This is a genomic window from Tateyamaria sp. (assembly GCF_039945315.1).
Lineage (GTDB): Bacteria > Pseudomonadota > Alphaproteobacteria > Rhodobacterales > Rhodobacteraceae > Tateyamaria.
The window spans coordinates 41,948-59,760 of sequence record NZ_JBDUXB010000059.1 but is presented as its reverse complement, the minus strand read 5'-3'; the positions used below and the strand labels follow the sequence as shown (position 1 = coordinate 59,760).

The 17,813-nt window shown below is 59.6% G+C and carries 15 protein-coding genes; 7 read left to right on the top strand and 8 right to left on the bottom strand.

What is annotated here, in order from left to right; all coding sequences use genetic code 11:
* Positions 1-106 precede the first annotated feature (106 nt).
* From ABJD00_RS19530 to ABJD00_RS19500, 7 genes are all read left to right on the top strand, one after another.
* Positions 107-532, top strand: coding sequence for a hypothetical protein (locus ABJD00_RS19530; protein WP_413832127.1), 426 nt, complete (start codon positions 107-109; stop codon positions 530-532).
* Positions 533-566: 34 nt separating this feature from the next.
* Positions 567-1,193 carry a MotA/TolQ/ExbB proton channel family protein gene (locus ABJD00_RS19525; protein WP_299733494.1) on the top strand — a complete coding sequence of 209 codons (627 nt, stop codon included), beginning with the start codon at positions 567-569 and terminating at the stop codon, positions 1,191-1,193.
* Positions 1,194-1,207: 14 nt separating this feature from the next.
* The gene (locus ABJD00_RS19520) at positions 1,208-1,666 is read left to right on the top strand and encodes an ExbD/TolR family protein (RefSeq protein WP_413832125.1); all 459 of its coding nucleotides are present in this window, start codon (positions 1,208-1,210) and stop codon (positions 1,664-1,666) included.
* On the top strand, positions 1,666-2,073 hold the full coding sequence (locus ABJD00_RS19515; protein ID WP_413832123.1) for an ExbD/TolR family protein: 408 nt from the start codon (positions 1,666-1,668) through the stop codon (positions 2,071-2,073). Before ABJD00_RS19520 ends, ABJD00_RS19515 begins: the two co-directional genes overlap by 1 nt.
* Positions 2,070-3,869 carry a hypothetical protein gene (locus ABJD00_RS19510; RefSeq protein WP_413832121.1) on the top strand — a complete coding sequence of 600 codons (1,800 nt, stop codon included), beginning with the start codon at positions 2,070-2,072 and terminating at the stop codon, positions 3,867-3,869. The genes ABJD00_RS19515 and ABJD00_RS19510 overlap by 4 nt, the downstream gene beginning before the upstream one ends.
* Positions 3,870-3,910: 41 nt before the next feature.
* Positions 3,911-4,210, top strand: coding sequence for a hypothetical protein (locus tag ABJD00_RS19505; protein WP_413832119.1), 300 nt, complete (start codon positions 3,911-3,913; stop codon positions 4,208-4,210).
* A 129-nt stretch (positions 4,211-4,339) separates the two neighbouring features.
* The gene (locus tag ABJD00_RS19500) at positions 4,340-4,900 is read left to right on the top strand and encodes a hypothetical protein (RefSeq protein WP_413832117.1); all 561 of its coding nucleotides are present in this window, start codon (positions 4,340-4,342) and stop codon (positions 4,898-4,900) included.
* Between the two features lie 6 nt (positions 4,901-4,906).
* On the opposite strand, the gene ABJD00_RS19495 is transcribed toward ABJD00_RS19500, so the two are convergent.
* The 8 genes from ABJD00_RS19495 to repA form a co-directional block, all read right to left on the bottom strand.
* A complete protein-coding gene (locus tag ABJD00_RS19495; RefSeq protein ID WP_413832115.1) occupies positions 4,907-7,147 on the bottom strand; it encodes a serine/threonine-protein kinase in 2,241 nt (746 codons plus the stop codon).
* Entirely contained in the window at positions 7,144-7,956 is an 813-nt protein-coding gene (locus ABJD00_RS19490; protein ID WP_413832113.1) for a PP2C family protein-serine/threonine phosphatase, read from the bottom strand. The genes ABJD00_RS19495 and ABJD00_RS19490 overlap by 4 nt, the downstream gene beginning before the upstream one ends.
* A gap of 2 nt (positions 7,957-7,958) precedes the next feature.
* Positions 7,959-8,672, bottom strand: a complete 714-nt coding sequence (tagF, locus tag ABJD00_RS19485; RefSeq protein WP_413832111.1) for a type VI secretion system-associated protein TagF — start codon at positions 8,670-8,672, stop codon at positions 7,959-7,961.
* A 4-nt stretch (positions 8,673-8,676) separates the two neighbouring features.
* Positions 8,677-11,886, bottom strand: a complete 3,210-nt coding sequence (gene tssM / locus ABJD00_RS19480) for a type VI secretion system membrane subunit TssM (protein WP_413832109.1) — start codon at positions 11,884-11,886, stop codon at positions 8,677-8,679.
* The gene (icmH, locus tag ABJD00_RS19475; RefSeq protein WP_413832107.1) at positions 11,886-13,625 is read right to left on the bottom strand and encodes a type IVB secretion system protein IcmH/DotU; all 1,740 of its coding nucleotides are present in this window, start codon (positions 13,623-13,625) and stop codon (positions 11,886-11,888) included. Before icmH ends, tssM begins: the two co-directional genes overlap by 1 nt.
* A gap of 252 nt (positions 13,626-13,877) precedes the next feature.
* Entirely contained in the window at positions 13,878-15,080 is a 1,203-nt protein-coding gene (gene repC, locus ABJD00_RS19470) for a plasmid replication protein RepC (protein ID WP_413832105.1), read from the bottom strand.
* Positions 15,081-15,254: 174 nt separating this feature from the next.
* Positions 15,255-16,244, bottom strand: a complete 990-nt coding sequence (gene repB, locus ABJD00_RS19465) for a plasmid partitioning protein RepB (RefSeq protein ID WP_413832103.1) — start codon at positions 16,242-16,244, stop codon at positions 15,255-15,257.
* The gene (gene repA / locus ABJD00_RS19460; protein ID WP_413832101.1) at positions 16,234-17,433 is read right to left on the bottom strand and encodes a plasmid partitioning protein RepA; all 1,200 of its coding nucleotides are present in this window, start codon (positions 17,431-17,433) and stop codon (positions 16,234-16,236) included. The genes repB and repA overlap by 11 nt, the downstream gene beginning before the upstream one ends.
* Between the last annotated feature and the right edge of the window lie 380 nt (positions 17,434-17,813).

Below are 17,813 nucleotides of genomic sequence, written 5' to 3'. Positions count from 1 at the left end.
TTCCTGCGCGCATTGGCGCATCTTAATCAATCAAGAGTTGACACGCTTAGGCGGAGAACCGCTAATGCGCATATCTTTTCGATGTGCGCATTACTTGGAGGTTCAGATGAATCGTACTCTCACGGCATGTAGCTTTGCCCTTATCTTCGCAGGCACATCCGCCATTGCCCAAGAGGCGACCCCCGGAATATCCCTCGAACTCAATCGCGCCACCCCCTCTTCCGAGGGCGGCTGCCAGTTGGTGTTTTTCGGTCAGAACGGTCTGGACGAAGATTTTGAGGAAGTAACTTGGCGCCTCGCCGTGTTTGGCTCTGATGGCGTGTTCCGTAACCTTCTTGGGTTGCCACTGGGCGCACTCAGCGCCGGAAAACGTCGGGTGGTGCAATATAACTTGCCGACCGCATGCACAGATCTGTCGGAAATCATCGTCAACGACGTGGCCAGCTGCGCCCTTGCAGGAGCGGGCGACAGTGACGCCTGCCTCACCCAGTTGACGGTCACGTCCCGCACCGATATCGCCTTCGGTCTCTGACCGTCCTCCCGCGGCCCAACCATCGAGAACATACATGTCCATTTTCCAGATCGCTTCCCTTGGTGTCTACAGCCTGTTGGCCCTCCTGTCTCTGGTGGCCATTGCCATTGGGCTCTACAAAATCGCACAATTCGCGCGGCTGGGTGTGGGTCGCAGGTCTGAGGCAGAGCGTATCCTCGATGACTGGCTGAACGGGCGCGTGGACGAAGCCATCAGTGCTGCGGGACGTCGCCGTTCGGTACTTTCCCGGATCCTGCAAGCGGTGTTCTCGGGCATTCAGGCCCGGCCCGCGGACGTAACCTATGCTGAAGAACTCAGCCGCCAGACTGCAATCATTGAACTTGCAACCATGAGCGAACGGATGCGCGCGCTAGACATGGTGGTGCAGGCTGCACCGATGCTGGGGCTTCTGGGTACAGTTGTGGGTATGATTGACGCCTTCTCGGTCCTCGCTGTGGCCGAAGGGGCCGTGGACCCAGCCACGCTCGCCGGTGGTATCTATGTGGCCCTGACGACCACGGCCGCAGGCCTGATCGTGGCCCTGTTCGCCTTCTTCATCGCCACATGGCTTGAGGGGCGGATTGACCGCGAACGCAACATGATCGAAGCGCTGATGTCGGCAGCCATCCACGGACGGGTTGACCCCAACTCGGCCAAGTAAGCGGGTCAACAGAGATGGCATCTCGAAGAGCCCCCCTGCCCGAGCGCCCAAGGCGCTACAAGTTCGTGCTGACACCGCTGGCAGATGCCATGTTTCAGTTGCTGATCTTCTTTATGCTGACGTCCAGTCTTGCGCCCTACTCTCTGATCACGCTCAAAACCGCACCCGAAGAGGTGACGGAAGAGGACGCCACCGCAAACGCGGGCGGCAATGACCCGACACAACCCGCGCCCGCCAATCCGCCCAGTGACGTCACTCTCTGGACCGTGAAAAACGGAACGGTGACCTCTGCCGGAATCGACTACAACATCGACCAGCTCTCGGCCCTTGCCGAAGCGCTTGGTGAAGGGTCTCCCAGCAATGTCGTGTTGCTGGTGACGGGTGAAGCACGCGTGCAAGATGTCGCAAGCGCGCTCGAAGCGCTCGAAGGGGCCAATGTCGGCGCCGTTCAGATCAGTCGCGGGGGGGCCTGATGTCCAAGACCCGCCTGCCTCCGCCACGCCCGACCAAAGCCATCGACTCGTCGCTTGCGATCGTAAACATCGTACTGCTGCTGATCTTCTTCTTTTTGGCCACCGGGTCTCTGATCGCCTCGGATTCGGTCGAAATCGACCTGCCTGAAACCACTCAACTGCCTCTTGATCTGTTGCCCAAACCACTCTTGGCAGTGGATGGGGATGCGGCCATGACGCTGGACGGCGTACCGCTGGAACCCGGCGCACTCGCAGAGGCGCTGATCGACTTTCCAACCTTGCACGTGCTCGCCGACCGCGAACTGGGTGCGGGCGTCCTGCTGGACCTGCTTGCTGCCGAAGAACTTGTTGCCGTGAGCGTCAAGCTGGTGACATTGCACGGAAACGTGGTTGAGGGCGGCGAATGAGCTTTCTGCCCCACGGAGCCCCCCGCGCTGTGCCGTGGTATGGGTCGTTCCTCGCTTCATTTTTGGGGCACGTGGGCCTTGTGTCTTTCGTGCTGTTTGGCGGAGTGATCGTGCTGGTTCCGACACCTCCAGAACCGGACGAACCTGAAATCACCGTCAGCCTCGAAATCCTCGACGCCGCCTTTGTGGAGGAACTGGAGCCGGTGGATGACACCAATCTGGTGCCAGAGGACGCAGAGGTCACGGAACCCGACGCGCTTGAGGCGGAAACACCTGACGATTTAGCTGCCCTTTCGCCAGAAGATCAGGAACTGCTCGCCCCGGAAGAAGACCTGCTGGTACCCCAAGAGGACCTCATCGAACCGGAACCCGAGCTTGCAGAACCGGAGACTGTCGAACCAGAGCCTCTGGAACCGGAAGTGACCGAGCCGGAGGTTATCGAACCAGAGCCCGTCGAACCAGAAGTCGCGGAACCCGAAGTGGTTGAACCAGAACCTCTGCCGGAACCAGAGCCTGAGGTGGTCGAAGCCGAAGTCATCGAACCGGAACCAGTGGAACCCGAGGTCACGGAACCCGAAGTGATCGAACCCGAACCGGTCGAGCCTGAAGTGGCAGAACCGGCAGTCATTGAACCTGAACCCCTACCGGAACCAGAGCCAGAGATCGCAGAAGTCCCAGAACTGCCCGAGCCAACCCCGCTGGCACCAGAACCTGCGGCACCCGTAATCGACGATCTGCTTGCGATTGACGATGGGGTGGTAAACCCGCTGGCAGAAGGCGGAAGCGCCACCTTGCCACCTGATGACGTGATTCCGCTCGAGGAAGATTTTGCAGCACTGGTTCCCGAAGAAACCAGCGAGCCAGAACCGACCATCGTGCCCGAAGTCGTAGAAGAGGCAGCACCCATCGTGCTGCCTCAGGAAGAGCCGGAAGAAGCCCCCGCCGCACCCGAAGTGGCGGCCCTCGAGCCCGAACCCACGCCTGAACCAGAGCCCGAACCCGTCGCAGAACCTGAGCCGGAGCCAACAGCAGAGCCCGAACCAGCGCCCGAGCCGGAACCTGAACCAACGGTCGAACCTGAGCCTGAGCCAGCGGCGGAACCTGAGCCAGAAGTCGCAGAAGAACCTGCAGAGCCCGCCGCCCCGGCACGCACGCCTCTGGCCAACCCGACCGCCTCAGACGTGGCCATCGGCCAGCTCTTGCGCCGCATCCGCGCCACGCCGCAGGAACAGTGCACGCTCGCCCTGCCCCGCCGTGCCAGCGGTGACACTCTGGCAGGTCTGGCCATGATCGGCGCTGACGAAGCCGTTCTGGATGCCCAAGCCGAAGCAATCCTGGCGGATCTCGAATTTTCACCCATTCAAACCCGCGAGCTGCTTGATCCACGCCAATGCGCGACACTTGATGCCTTGCGCCAAAGCGACAGCTATCCTGCCAATCGCATCGGGCTGTCACTGGACGTGACCAACCTGCTCAGCGGTGATTTTCTGACAGGCCGCATTCTTGGAGCCGGAGGGCTGTACGTGACCCTGTTGTTGGTCGATGACAACGGCGTCGTGCAGGATCTCGCCCCCTTCGTAACCCTCGATGGCAACACGCCCGTTTTCGAGGCTCCTGTGGCCCGTTCAGGCCCTTCACGCGCCACACGGCAGGTGTTGCTGGCCATCGGAACCCAAGGCGCACCGCTTGACCTGTCCGGCGATATTGGGCGCGAGGCTCAGGACGTCTTTGGCCCGATCCCAGCAGAGACTCTGCAAACAATGGTGTTTGGCGTGGCGACCTTCGACGTGCAATAATCGCTCCAAACTTCAGAACCCTCTGACCCGGAGCGCATACCATGAAACCTGCCATACTGTTGACTTGCGCCGTTTCAGCCATCGTCCTCATGGGGTGCGCCACAGTTGGATACACGCCGCCCGAAGACTCCAGCCTGATCGGCGAGCGACCCTACCCCAATGCAGACGACGTCTGTGTGGCGATTGGGGAAAACGAGCTGACCCAAGAGTATCTGGATGACAGCGCAACCCTGATAGGCTGCCCAACCCAAGAACGCGGCGCCATAAGTGACCGCATCAATGCCGGCGGCATCACTCTGGAAACCATCGGCGGCTGGGTCCTGCTCTCCGTTCCGGACTAGACGGGCCAAACCTACAAAAACGGGCACATTACCGCCGAGAACTACGGTAAACGTCAGCCCGCTGTGACGGATACTGACATCGAGTTACCCTGACCTTTTAAGGTCCCTGGGGCGCAAATTGCAGCAGGGGTGAAAGGATATTTCATTTTTCCGACTGCCGTATTGAACGCCATCACACCCGTCCTGATGGCGATGCCCATCAACAAACACCTCGAGGCCGCCTGTAAGGAGGCTGCCAAGGAAATACAGAAAAAAGCCAAGTCCACGCCCGCCAAGAAACTTTTGCAGATGGCAGACGGGATCGCGTGCAAACAGGCGGGAAAAGCGACCCAAACCGCGACAAAGGTGTTCACTGGCCTTGGTAAAAAACAACTCGATAAGATCAAGAAAGACGCCGAAAAGGACATCAAAAAGAAGGGGGCAGACACGTCTGCGGGCGTGGCACTGACCGGTCTGCGGGACGAGGCAGAAAAGTCGAAAAAGCAAAAGGAAGCGCTGGAGCAGGGCAAGCCAATGAAGCTGCCCAGACCCATGGGCGGCGGAACGCACGTCCCGATCAAATTCAGGGTGCTGACCCGTGACAAAATCGATGTCGACCTCGAACTTGTGTTCGGCGTCGACATCAAACAGATTCCTAAAGGAAAGCTGCAGTTCACCTACGGAGTCTTCGGCCCCGCCATCCGGTTTTGACCCGCCTTACCGCGTCAACTCCAGAAACGCGATGTCCACAGCCCCCTGCCCGTCCAAGGCCAGCTCTCGGGTCATCAGCGGCAGGATAACGTCTGCTGTTGTCCCGTCCTGCATCGCACCAGCACGCACAAGAGCCGCATCAGAGGCCACTGCAATCACCATCCAGATACCGGGTGCGGCCGTAGCTAGACGGAAGTCAAAACGACGCTCGTCCCCGATCGGATCATCCAATTGCTTCATCAGAGAAAACACTTGACCGTCTGGATTCACCAGCGCCAGCCAGTTCTGACGACTTGCACTACCGTGGATCGTGCCCAACACGCCGGCAGACCGAGTCATAGAGTTGTCCGACAAGGCAATCTCGATACCGCTGCCACGGGTGCCCTGGAACGCACGTGCGAAATCCAGCACCGCACATTGCGCGGCCGAAATGCCACGCGGAACCATTTGCGGGTTGCTGCCGAACTGAGCGCCAAAAGTAGAACTCAGGCCCTGCAAAGAGGTCAGATCATTGGCAAAACCCTCAATCAGACCCGCATTGGGGCCATGGGCGCGCAAACCGGCAAAGGCACAATTCTCAGGCACTGCAGTCGCCAGAAACGCCGCGCGTGTGCCCTCGACCCGAGTCAGACCCTCTTCAACGGTCTCTGCCGCTGCGGTTTCTTCGCCGCCCGCATTTCCAAGACCTGACAGAGCATCTCCACCCAGGAAGTATGCAGCAGCCCCAGCAGCGGCGATCACCAACGCGCCAATCCCAAGGATCAGCCCCTTGCCACCAGACTTTTCTTCGACCCGAGGGGTGATCGGAGGCATCGTGCTGGGCGCGCCCGTTGGCGCTCCTTTTGCGGCCGATGGCACCGATTGCAGACCCGGCACAACCCGGTCAGCCACGGGCGGTATGGTAAAGCGCAGGCGTGATCCACCCAGACCCGTTTCACCCTTCAGTACCCGCAGCTCTTCAATCACAGCCGCCATACTGGGCATGCGATCCTTGGGATCAGGCTGCAACATGTGAGCGACAAGGCCCTGAAATTCTTCCGGAAGGAAGGACAGGTCGGGCACTGTCTGACGCTTTTGTACGGCTTCGACAAAATTTGTGCCCATGGGCATCGGCGTCCCGGTCAACATCCCGATCATCAACAGACCTAAGGAATAGACGTCACTGGGCCCTTCAGCCTGCCCGCCAAAGGCACCCATCTGCTCGGGTGAGACATATTTCAGCTTGCCCGCGAATTCGTTGCCAATGGTGGCTTCCTTGACGTTGTCAGAGCGAGAAATACCAAAGTCGATCAGAACCGGCTTCGTCAGATCCCCATCCTGCAGCATCACGTTATCAGGCGACAAATCGCGGTGGATCACTCCGATATTGTGGGCGCGGTCCAGGCCATCAGCCAGCTTCATAGTCAGATCAATGACCTGATCTTGCGTCAGCGCGCCCTTTTCCTTGAGGGTGTCTGACAGCTTGGTGCCTTCGATGAACCCCATGATGATGGCGTGTAGATTCAGGGTCTGGTTCGGCGGCACATAGGCGAAATAGCGCACGATCGCATCGTGATGCAGCTGGCGCATGGTTCGCGCCTCACGCTTGAACATGGCCGTCACTTTGTCGTCTTCAGCCATTTCGGGCAGGATCACCTTGATGGCCACGTTCTCGCCGGTGCTGATCTCGCTGCCGCGGAAAACAGAGCCCATGCCGCCCTGATCAAGGCGCTCTTCGACCTTGTACATGTTGTTGATGACGGTACCCGGCTCCAGCGAGCTCAGGGGCGTCGGGGCCGCGCCGGGCACGGGCGGAGCAACGCTCAACGTGTCGGTGTGGGTTTGCGGACCCGGACCCGCGGCGGTCCCTGTCGTCGGGGGTGGCTGGGTTACGGCAGGCGCTTCTTCAGGGCGGGCCGTGCCACGGCGCACGTCGGTAACAACCACGGTGCGGTCATCATCATCTTCACCACCGGGTGCCGCCGGGGCCGCTGTTGGCGGCGGCGGCGCGGTAGGAGGCGGTGGAGCAGTCGGGACTGGGGCCGCCTCCGCAGGAGCCTCGGCGGCAGGTGCAGGCGCCTCAGGTGGCGGCGTGGAGCCTCCCGTCACTGCATCAAAATCATCAGGAATGATGTTCGGGTCCTGCCCATCATCAGCAGGTGCAGCGTCCGTTTCGGGAATAGGCTGAAACAGAACCGTTTTCTCATCATCATCATCTGACTCTGGCGGCGGCGCGTTACCCGGGCTCTGGTCTTTCTTGTCGTTCATAACTCGCCCCTGAATTCGGGATATTCGCCTTCAATCGCAAACGGCGGGAAACCGGCCTTGTGACAGCGCACCATGATCACGGATACGTTGTCCTTGCCACCCCGCAACAGCGCCATGGATATCAGCTGATCGCACAACGGTTCTAACGAGCCGTGAAGGCCCGTGTACAGCACATCTGCCAGTTCGGCGTCCTCAAAATACTCGGTGAGTCCATCCGAGCACAAAAGAAAGACATCCCCTTCCAGCAATGCCCCCTCAACCATGTCACATTCAGGCAGTTTGGTCACACCAATGGCGCGGGTGATCACGTTCTTGCGAGGGAAGTTTTCAGCTTCCTCCGGCGTGATGGCGCCGGTGTCTAGCAGGGCCTGCAGTTCAGTGTGATCGCGGGTCACGCGGGTCAACTGATCACCGCGCATGCGGTAGATGCGGCTGTCGCCGGACCAGATACAGGCAAAGTGGTCCTGCTGGATCAAGAGGGCTACTACCGTTGACCCGATAGTACCGCTGCCAAGTTCGGCAGCCTTGTTCTGAATGCGGGTGTTGGCCGCCGTCAGGCGGGACATGAACCGGGCGCGCAGGTCCATGGCACCGGTGGGCAGGCCGACAGTGTCCATTTCTGCACAGATGGTCTGACTGGCGAAATCACCGGCGGTGTGCCCACCCATGCCGTCTGCGACCACCCAAAGGCCGGCCTCCGGGGTGGCCATCACACTGTCTTCGTTCAGCGTGCGAACACAGCCTACATCGGTGCGCAGTGTCGTCTCGAATGACATCATCTCGTCTGCGGCCATCACCTGTTTCTTCATAGTTACGTCCCACTCCCTGCATCTTCTTGTTGCGACGTCTCTGCGTCGGTCGTCTCGTTCAAGCGCACGCGTTCCGCCAGTAACCAACGCAGCGCCTGTGCGTCAGGCAACCCATTCACCGACAGCCAGCCTGCCTCCCGTGCAGGCGTGCCCTCGTGCCACCAATGACTACGCCCATATTGCGCGCAATACGCATCTGCCTCACTCGCATCCGCAAACAGGCGGGACAGATCATCGTCCCCCCGCATTCCCCATAGCATACCTGCCTGCTCCGCGTCATACGGAGTTCCGCTCAGTGCCACTTCGTCAAAATCAGTGATCAGGCTCTGCACCCCGCCCTGCCCTGCCGTGTGGTTTTCGATCTCTGCCAGGTGGGCCGCTAGGTCAATGAAAGGGGATGGATCGTGCGCGGCATGCACAGGCGGTGGTGACACCCCTCCTGTGAGGCCCAGCATCAACGGATAACGCCGACCAACCCGATCTGCACTGGCGCGCCAGATGCCGGACAGAGGCAAACCCAGCACATCCGGTCCAATCCAGAACCGCAAATCTGGGGCCGTGTCCCATACACCTTCCCAGACCGTGCCCAGCATTTCGCGCGTTTGGGGCATCACATCCTGCACCCAAGCCTCCAATCGGTCGTGCACATCCCGATCCATTCCCCATGACAGGAAATCCCCGAACCCGGGATGTTTGCCATAAAGCATCACGCTCATGAGGCTATTCCAAGGCGTTTGAGCACATAATCTCCTTAAAGCTCTCGCTCAAAAATGGAACATCAGCCCCCTCGAACTCAAGCCTAAACGTCGCCGTATAAGGTCCAATGCGGTGGACAACCTGCGCAAGAGAGCCACGGGTCTGCAACGCCTCTCCACTCAAAAGGGTCAGCATAGACCAGTCGCCCCCCACCACATCGAGCGTAGGCTGGTCAGGTACGGCCAGCGTGACGGCTGAGGCATTCGTCCAGACCGCGGGCACCGCAGGACCCGCAGGGGTCAGCTCCAACAGTTGCGCGCCAAAACCAACGGTTACAGGCGAGATCGAGGGAGTCACTGTCATCAGGCGCATGGTAAAGGGCACAACTGGACCCGCAATGCCCGGCGTAAAGAAGGCCGCGCGGACCGTCTCAGATGCAGCCAACCGCTTTGTCGCGCGGGCCGATACGGGGCCTGTGACCTCCGCGGCCACCTGCTCCATCCGCCCGCCATAGCCAAACACAGACGCAAACCCAGCTCCCACAACCGGAGCACCGGGCACACATCGTGCACGATCACCCGCGACCAGTTGCGCGTCAACAAAGCTCGGCGACAGTGCCTCCTGCACCTGCCCGACCAGACGGGGTATTGGCGAAGGCACACCAACCGGCATGGCCAAGGTATCCCGCAACGACCCCTGCCCGCTTGCCGCGACGACGCCGGCGCGGCCCAGAGCGGTCAAAATAGTATCCAGCGGTCGGCCGCCCTGCGGGCCCTGAAGCAACGCGTGCCACGGTACAAAAGGACGTTCCACCAAACCGGCCTGAACTAGCATATTGGAATTTGGTGAAATTTTTTCTTTATTTTTCAATGTTTTATTTGAAATTTCGGTCAATCGGGTCTCACGATCGATCGCTCCAGCCAATGCAACCAACGGGGACGCTCCAGGATCAGCCAGCAAGGCCAAATTAGCCGCCGGATCCCCAAAGGCCACCCGGTCCAGCATCAACGACCACGCACGCTCAAAATCGCTGGCATAAAGGGCATGAACCTCTGCGGTCAACTCTGCATCCGAGGCCAAAGGCTGGGTGTCAGCAGCACCCAAAACCCAGGCATCCGCCTCCAGCTGAGCGGCGGCATCCACGATTGCGGCCTCAAAGAACCCCCAATAGCCCTCAAAGGTGAAAAGGCCCGGTACCGCCAATGTGGCGGGAGGGCGGTCATCCACTGTACCCAACGCAGTGTCCGGCAAAGCCTCCGCCAAGCGCCACGCCGGCAATGTGCCTGCCTGCGACCGGATTGCGCCATAGGCCCGGGCCGACGGGGGCACATCGGCAATGGCCTCGCGCACGCGGTCGATCAAGGCGCCATTCGCGCCGACCAGTGGCTTGACCCGTCCGTCCAGTTCCAACATAGCCGCAAGATGAGCGTTGATGGCGCGATACTCGTTGTCTGCGCCCGCGTATTCTTTGGCCCAACTCCGAGCGAAATAAGATTGAATGGCCAAATCGTCTTCGCGACCATCCTGTTCCTTGGCCAGTAGGATATAGACCTTGAGGGCGCGATAGGCATCGATCTTGCTATCCCTTGCCAAAAACCTCGCCAGATCTCTTTCCACCTGCAACATCATGCGTGGACGCAGCAACTGCTCCAGACTGTCGGAATAGGCCTGCACAGCAGCGCCGCGCAGAGCATCGCGTCGCGACAGCCCGACATCCTGCAGGAACTCCTGTGGGCGTGGGTTGGCATAGCCTGCAGGCAAAGCACGTACGGTGTTTAACGCGGGCAACAAGGCCATGGTCGCCGGGTTCTCGATGCGCTGCGTGTCGAGGAAGGACGCGGCACGCTGCTTGTAAGCCTCCGTTTGGCCCGCCACATCACGGACCAGCGTCGCGTTGCTCCAGAAGCTATAAGCCAAAATGCCCATGACAGCGCCACTTGCAACGCCAATTGCTACCTTGCCAAACCCGCGTGCAATGGCGCGGCGCATTACGCGGCCGCGGTCATATCCAACCCAGTCCCGCTCGGCAAAAACCACCTTTTTGAGCAGGTCGTGCAAAAAATAGCTGCGCCCCTTTCCGGACAGGAATCCGGTGGTCATGCCCCCTGCCCCTTCGCCACCCATCGCGCCCAGCACCTGATCAATCGGCGTGCCGTCCTGTGTACCGGAGGTAAAGTAAAACCCCCGCAAAATTGCCCGGATAGACTGTGGTTTCTCAAACACCGCGCTCAGGAACGCGGTCACATTACGTTCGAGCAGTGCCATCTGTTCGGGAAAATCAAAGATGGCGATGCGCGTCGCACTATCCTTCTCTTCGACCAGCAAGTCTGTGACTTCGTCCGACAGGCGCGACACCATTTGATCAAAGGCACGGGAGACCTCGCGATGCGTCTCTTCCTTCCGGTTCCGGGTCTGGAATGTGTGGCCCCAAACGGCCTTGCGCCGCTTTTCGTCAAAGCCTCCGAAATACTCTCGAAAGCCAGAAACCATATCCGCTTTGGTAAAGATCACATAGACAGGAACATGGGTTTTGAACGCCTCATTCAGCTCTGCCAAGCGCGCCCGCACCGTCTCTGCATGGCGTTTCAGGCCCTCAGGCGTCTCGGTCATCATGTCCGAGCACGCAAAGGCCAGAATGACCCCGTTGATGGGCTGGTCAGGACGCGCAGACTTCAGTTGCCCCAGGAAGGACGTCCAGCTGTTGCGGTCCGCCATCTCGTCACTGTCCTGGGTGGTGTAGCGACCTGCAGTGTCGATCATCACGGCCTCTTCAGCGAACCAGAAATCACAGTTCTTGGTGCCGCCAAAACCAGTAATAGAGGCGGCATGTTCGCCCGGAAATTCCAAACCAGAATGGACAAGCGCTGTGGTTTTTCCAGCTCCCGGAGGCCCAATCAGTATGTACCACGGCAGATCATACAGGGCCGCGGAACCGCCTATTTTCTTAAGACGCATCAGTGCCGCGCGCATCCGTTCTGCCAGCAACGGCCCATCGCCTGCCTGAGTGGCAAGCAAACTTTCTTCGAGTTCAGCGGCCGCCTTGCGCCGTGCCCTCCAACGAACAATCGCACCCAGAACCAGCAGTGTCAGAATGCCCGCAATCAGCCCGGCACGCACCTCGACTGTTGCCAGCCAGTCGATACCCGAAATGGGCAAGCCAAACCAGATCGCCGCACACAAGGATATCACACCCAGCGTGGTGATGAGTGCCGACAACCATGTGAAAATCTTCATCAAAGCTGCTGCTCCTTGCGCAACAGGATATCGACCCTGCGATTCTTGGCGCGCGCCTCTGGAGTATTGGCCGGATCAAGCGGTTTAGACGGTCCAACGCCAATGACGGAAAGGCGCGTTGGCTCTGTCAGGTAAGGCGCAAGCACATCTGCAACGGCCGCAGCGCGCGCCTCTGATAAGGCCTCGTTGGTCTTGAATTGCCCGCGCCCGTTCAGAGGGATGTTGTCGCTATGCCCCTCAACGATGATCCCGCCCGGCTCAGCCTCCAGAACGGTGGCGATCCGTGCGAGCAGCGGACTTTCAGAATCCAGTGTCGGTGCCCCAGATCCAAAGCTGAGCGCATCGCCAAGGCGGATTGCGATAAAATCGCCCTCTTCCTGTACCGTGGTCAGTCCCTGAGAAATGAGATCTTCCAGTTGGTTCTTGATCCGGTCAGATTGCCCTGTCGGTGGTGCTTCGTAGACGATGACCTCGACCACTTCGGGCAATTGCACCCGCGCGATGTCGACCGGTGGCACGGGACGGTGCAGGCTTATGATATTGTCTTGGGTGGCTTGTGCCTCGTTTGTGAGGACCCATGCCAACGAAGTAAAGAGCGCCACGACCATGCCTGCCGCCACACCAGCCACGATCCACAGCGGCAAGAGCGGGCGCAATCGACGACCACGAACCACAACGGGCGTCCACTTTTTGGACAGGTCCGCCGCAGGGCGCGGCACCGTATTGCGCAGACGCTCGTACCCGGCGGTGCGCAGTGTTGTGAGCGCGCGCGGGCCGTCAGACGCGCCGCGATAGTCGCCCTCAAATCCCAGCGAAAGGCAGGCCAGCATGAGTTCCAGAAGCTGCGTGCGCTTGCTCGGGTTGGTCAGGAGATACTCGTAGCGATCAAAAAAGCCGGCGCTTGAATTCGTGTCGTCGAACAGGGTTTTGACCAGCGCGTTTTCTTTCCATAAAACAGGGTCAGAGCCGGGCAGGGTGGCCGCGATATCGTCGCACGTGGCTGCAAGTGCATAGCGCCCATCTTCGATATCGTCAGGATCGTTTTTCGCGTCTTCACAACGTTCCGCAAAAGTCTGAATCTCCACGCGTAGGTGGTCGCGCAGCGGGGCGCCGTGCATTTCGACCCGACCTGTGCGCAAACGGCCGAGAAGACCCAGAATATCGCTGGCCGCCGCAAGCATCGGGTTGGCGCCCTTACCAACAGCCCGCCCAGAGTTCCGCGTGGCGGCAAGCAGCGATACTTTGTTTTCCTCTGGCGGTTTTTTGCGCAGCTTGGCTTGCCGTTTCAGCTCGGACGGCAGCAGTGGCTTGGGGGCAGGGGGCTTTGGTTCAGGAAGCTTTGCCCCGATGATCGTGCTTTCATCAGATGGCTCTGGGGCGCGGACCTGATGCAAAGGAGTCTGGACCGGCTGCGGACGGGCAGGGACGGGCGCTTCGGGAAGTTTTTGGCCAAAAACCGTGCGCTCTGCGTCATCCTCTTGTAGCGCAGAAGGTGCGGGTTTGGGCGCGACTGGCGGTGCTGGAGGAGGCCGCGCAGGCGCTGCCTCACGGGGCCGACCAATTATTGTTTTGTCGCCGTCGTCCTGAACTGGCATCGGGCGTCCGATCACCGTTCTATCGCTTTCATCCTGTATCGGCATTGGGCGCCCAATGATGGTACGATCACCGTCATCCGCAACAGGGCGTCCAATGATCGTGCGATCGCTGTCGTCATCTTTGGGAGAGTCAGTGCCGGCCATGACAACTCCTGAGCAGGATGGGTCCCAAGCCTGGATGCTGCCGTCCTATCTGCACGTGCGTGACCATTCCGCTCAGCCCTTTTGTCTGCCAGCTTAGCCCCATATTTTCATGGTGGGGTGGCGACTTATCTCCCATTTGCCGCACTGTGCGGCTTTCGTTCCCTTGGGTCAAGTTTTGAGGGGAAATCAGCGCCCTTGAGAAAAGTTGACAGCTGTCAACTTTCCCCCGGTTTTCCAGAAAGTTGACAGCTGTCAACTTTCTCGCCCCGCCACTGGTGGAGATTGAATTAATGCCATGACCACTCGGGCCACAGAGTATTTACCGATCTGTGCCTGTTCGGTCAGTTTGCGCAAGTACCCACCGGGTGCACGGATGTCATCGATGCGTTGAAGCAAGCAACACACGGTAATCCCAGCCACTTCGGCGCCCATCGCATCAACCGCGTCTTGCCATGCTGACGGGCTGATCCCGATCATACCGCGCAGGAATGCGCCCAATCGCGCGAGGTCTGCGAAGCTATTGATAGAACCTTGGGCATATTCCAAAGCCTCTGGCACAGCACGAAGGACCAGACCAAGAGGGATGGGTACCTCAGGCTTGCCGCTAGTGGTGTCCTCAGCCTTTTGAGTATCCACGTCCACCGCCCTGCTTTTTTCTAAGCAAGGTTCAAGATCAGAAGTATCTGTATTTGAATTCTGATAGTGGCGCTCAGATACAACGTCATTGCCGCTCATTTCTTCTGCTTCAGAGATAAAATGCAGGACCTGATCGAGAAGTTCTGATACATGGACGCAGACCTCCTCCAGCTCGGCCAGGGATAGCTTGCGGCGCATCAGGCGGGTCACATCCAGCAGATCAACAAGGAGGTCCTCCCATGGCCCAATGTGACCCTGTTCCTGTCCGTAGAGAGCCATTTTCTGTGCATCGCGCTTTTGCAGAGACACTTCTTCGCGCAAAGTCCGAAGCCGTTCTGCGGCCACATGCGCGACCTCGGCGGCCTGAGAGATCTCGGGCGCACGCACCAGCAGGGGGCTCAGATCAAAACCGAAGGCGCGCAGGACTTCTCCGTCCGCATCGCGACGGGCGTAGCGTTTGCCGTTGGGGCTGTCGTGGCGCAGGATCAGGCCTGCATCGACTAGACTGGCGAGGTGACGGCGCAGGGTACTTTCCGCCATGCCGTGACACCGCTCCATGAGCGCGCGGTTGGAGGGGAAAACCACCATGTCGGCGTTACCGCCCAGCAGCTTTTCAGGATGAAAGCTTAGCAGCGCTTCAAGCACACCAATTTCACGGTCCGTGATTCCAAAGGCGGCGCGTGCGGTGCACAAAGTGCGCAGCAGTTCCCATTTGTCGACGTGGGGCAGGGTGGGCGCATCATTTGCCCGCGCTGCAGCCTTGAGCAGGCCAGCCGTCATCGGCCGCTGCCCGAAGGGCGTCGTTACAAGTCGTTCCATAAGCTGTTCACAAGGCAAAAAAGTGCCGTTCACCCGCCAGGTGTTGTTGACAGCCGACTCATAGGAAGCGTAGATTCGGAGGTGCTAGAACCAAATCGGAGCCTCTCGGGTCGTTATGATCTGGGGGGCTTTGTATTTATCCGGCTATGCCTGTCTCGTGCCTCCTGTTGTTAACTACTGCTCTTGCTCATCATCAGCCCGGGTTTTGACCCAGTGCTGGTGAAGATCGGAAAGGTGTTCGACAAGCCAATCCTCGAACCCGCCTTCGCGCGGCAGGGTGAGGACAACCTTGTCATGTCCCAGCATAGCGCGCGCAATCGGAGCGCCTGAAACGGCCCCCATGATCGTGCGGCGGCTGGCCCGGGGTTTCGGCGCGCTATTCGCTTCCGTATGTTTTGGCGTCACTGGTGGGAGCTCATCCCCGGTGCGGATAGCGATTTCAAAGCGGTCATTGCTGTCGCTGTTGGTCCGGGCCCTGGCCGCGACCATGTCGATCATCGTCTCTGCGTCGACGTCGCCGGACTCCAGCTTGCCTGCCAGAGCGCTCCATCGGTCGCGGCCCACATTTGGCGCGGCCCCGATGGTGGTGATCAGATCGGGCCCAATCCGGTCCACAATTTGCAGCATGCGCGACACGACCGTCTTGTCGATGGCCAGGGCGTCGCAGATCGCAGAACGGTCATAGCCCGCATCACGCATCTGGGCGGCAAAGTTTGCTTTTTCAATAAAGCTGAGGCCGCGGCGCGCGTTGTTCTCTTGCCCCTGCGCCATCACAAGGGCGCTGTCGTCGAGCTCGCGCAGCAAAGCCTTGACCGGTTGGCCAAGGTCGCGCATCGCCAGCACCCGGCGGCGGCCGTACACGATCTGATAGCGCTCGGGGTCTTCGGGGTGGGGTCGCACAAGAACGGGCACCTGTTGGCCATAGTCGCGGATCGAGGCGAGAAGGGCAGCGTCTTCGCCGTCGTCAGTTTCCAGCCGGTCTTGCAAACCGCCCGCGTCAATCAGAAACGGGTCGATGTCCAGCAAGGCGCGCGCCTTCAGTGCCTCGATCGATTGGCTGACCGCCCCAATCGCCCCTTTGAGCGGGCGTTTGGCGGCGGGTGTGATGTCGGCGGGTTTGGCCCCTTCGGCCATTAACCCTTCGAGCAGGTTTTTACGTGCCATTGCGCCCCCATGCGGTTTGCACCAGCTGTTCAATCTCACCGTTGACCGCGTTGATAGATTCCATTGCGCGGTCATAGGTCGTGCGGGTGAATTGCCCCTTTTCGACCTCGTATAGAGTCTGTTTTGTGATCCCGGCGTCCGAGATAGCGGTGGATTTCAGCACCGTGTTGTTGAGCACGTGATCACCAAAGAGCGAGCGCATGAACGTCACCATCTGGTTTTGCGGCCCGTCCCCGGGCTCGTAGCGCGTGACCACGTAGCGCAGCCAGTCGTAAGACATGTCACCCCCGGCATCGGCCACGACCCCAAGCAGGTTCGATGTCATCAGCAGAAACTGGCACATCGACATCACGTCGAGCATTTGCGGATGTACCGTGACCAGCACGGCAGTGGCCGCAGAAAGCGCGGACATCGTGAGGAACCCCAGTTGCGGAGGGCAGTCGATGATCACCACGTCGTAATCATTTTGCACCTCTGCCAGCGCCGTGCCGACGCGAGTGAAGAACATCGCCCCTTCGCGCGCGGCCAGCGCCCGCGGCGTTTCGTGTTCGAACTCCATCAGGTCAAGGTTGCCGGGAATGAGGTCGAGATTGGTGAAGTAGGTTTTGTGGATCAGGCTTTGGATCGGGACCGGATCGTCATAGCGGATCGCGTCGTAGATCGTTCCGCCATCAAGCAGATCGAATTCCGGCTGGAACCCATGCAGCGCGGAAAACGACGCTTGTGGATCGAGGTCAATCGCCAGCACGCGGTAGCCGTCCAGCGCCATCTTCTGCGCGAGGTGGGCGGCTGTCGTCGTCTTGCCTGACCCGCCCTTAAAGTTGATCACGGTAATCACTTGCAGGTGGTTGTCGTCCCGACGGCCGGGCAGGTACGTGCCGGGAGATTTCGCCCCTTTTTCCAGCATTTGCCGCAAGCTGAGGATGTCCTGCGGCGTGTAGTGCCGCCGCCCGCCTGCGCGGATTTCAGGTTCCGGACCACGGCCATCCAGGTGCAGTTTACGCAAATATGCGTCCTTGACCCCCAGAAGGTCAGCGACTTCGCCAGACGTGAAGGTGCGCAAGGTCCGTTGCGCGTCGGGCGGGAAGAGTTGTTCGCGGTGCGCCTGAAGGCGCTCAGAGAGCCGCTCTGCATGCGCGCCGACAAGCGTGTCGATGCGGGTTTCGATGGGTGTGACATGCTTTTGCATGCGTATCCTGCCTGTTCCTGTCCGGTTCGGGTGTGGTCCGAACACCTGCCGTGTTTGGGCGTTTTGCCGCCCTTTTATCATTGTGCAGGTTGCCCTGCGGTGTCAGTGTTTCCGCGTTCGCATCCGTCCGTTTGCATCGGTTGGGTTGCGTGAGTTACGCTGGAAGGCGTTTTATTCAGTCTCTAGCGTAAATGGTGTACGGGTTTTTTGATTCCCGCAAGGTTTTTCTAAATGTTGTGTTTTGGCACAGTGTTGCCCCTAGGGCAGTTTGTCCACACGCTAAACGGGTGCATATGCGCAAAGGTCACAGTTTAAATGGTTTTCTTGCCATGAGGGACGCAAAAGATTTGCGGCAATGGGCGCGACATGGTTCTCTGCAT

Excerpts from the sequence above, each read along its gene's own strand:
- ABJD00_RS19520 (WP_413832125.1), top strand. The coding sequence starts at position 1,208 with ATGGCATCTCGAAGAGCCCCCCTGCCCGAGCGCCCAAGGCGCTACAAG.
- tagF (WP_413832111.1), bottom strand. The coding sequence starts at position 8,672 with ATGAGCGTGATGCTTTATGGCAAACATCCCGGGTTCGGGGATTTCCTG.
- tssM (WP_413832109.1), bottom strand. The coding sequence starts at position 11,886 with ATGAAGATTTTCACATGGTTGTCGGCACTCATCACCACGCTGGGTGTG.
- ABJD00_RS19495 (WP_413832115.1), bottom strand. The coding sequence starts at position 7,147 with ATGAACGACAAGAAAGACCAGAGCCCGGGTAACGCGCCGCCGCCAGAG.
- ABJD00_RS19515 (WP_413832123.1), top strand. The coding sequence starts at position 1,666 with ATGTCCAAGACCCGCCTGCCTCCGCCACGCCCGACCAAAGCCATCGAC.
- ABJD00_RS19530 (WP_413832127.1), top strand. The coding sequence starts at position 107 with ATGAATCGTACTCTCACGGCATGTAGCTTTGCCCTTATCTTCGCAGGC.
- ABJD00_RS19525 (WP_299733494.1), top strand. The coding sequence starts at position 567 with ATGTCCATTTTCCAGATCGCTTCCCTTGGTGTCTACAGCCTGTTGGCC.
- ABJD00_RS19510 (WP_413832121.1), top strand. The coding sequence starts at position 2,070 with ATGAGCTTTCTGCCCCACGGAGCCCCCCGCGCTGTGCCGTGGTATGGG.
- repB (WP_413832103.1), bottom strand. The coding sequence starts at position 16,244 with ATGGCACGTAAAAACCTGCTCGAAGGGTTAATGGCCGAAGGGGCCAAA.
- icmH (WP_413832107.1), bottom strand. The coding sequence starts at position 13,625 with ATGGCCGGCACTGACTCTCCCAAAGATGACGACAGCGATCGCACGATC.
- repC (WP_413832105.1), bottom strand. The coding sequence starts at position 15,080 with ATGGAACGACTTGTAACGACGCCCTTCGGGCAGCGGCCGATGACGGCT.
- ABJD00_RS19505 (WP_413832119.1), top strand. The coding sequence starts at position 3,911 with ATGAAACCTGCCATACTGTTGACTTGCGCCGTTTCAGCCATCGTCCTC.
- ABJD00_RS19490 (WP_413832113.1), bottom strand. The coding sequence starts at position 7,956 with ATGAAGAAACAGGTGATGGCCGCAGACGAGATGATGTCATTCGAGACG.
- repA (WP_413832101.1), bottom strand. The coding sequence starts at position 17,433 with ATGCAAAAGCATGTCACACCCATCGAAACCCGCATCGACACGCTTGTC.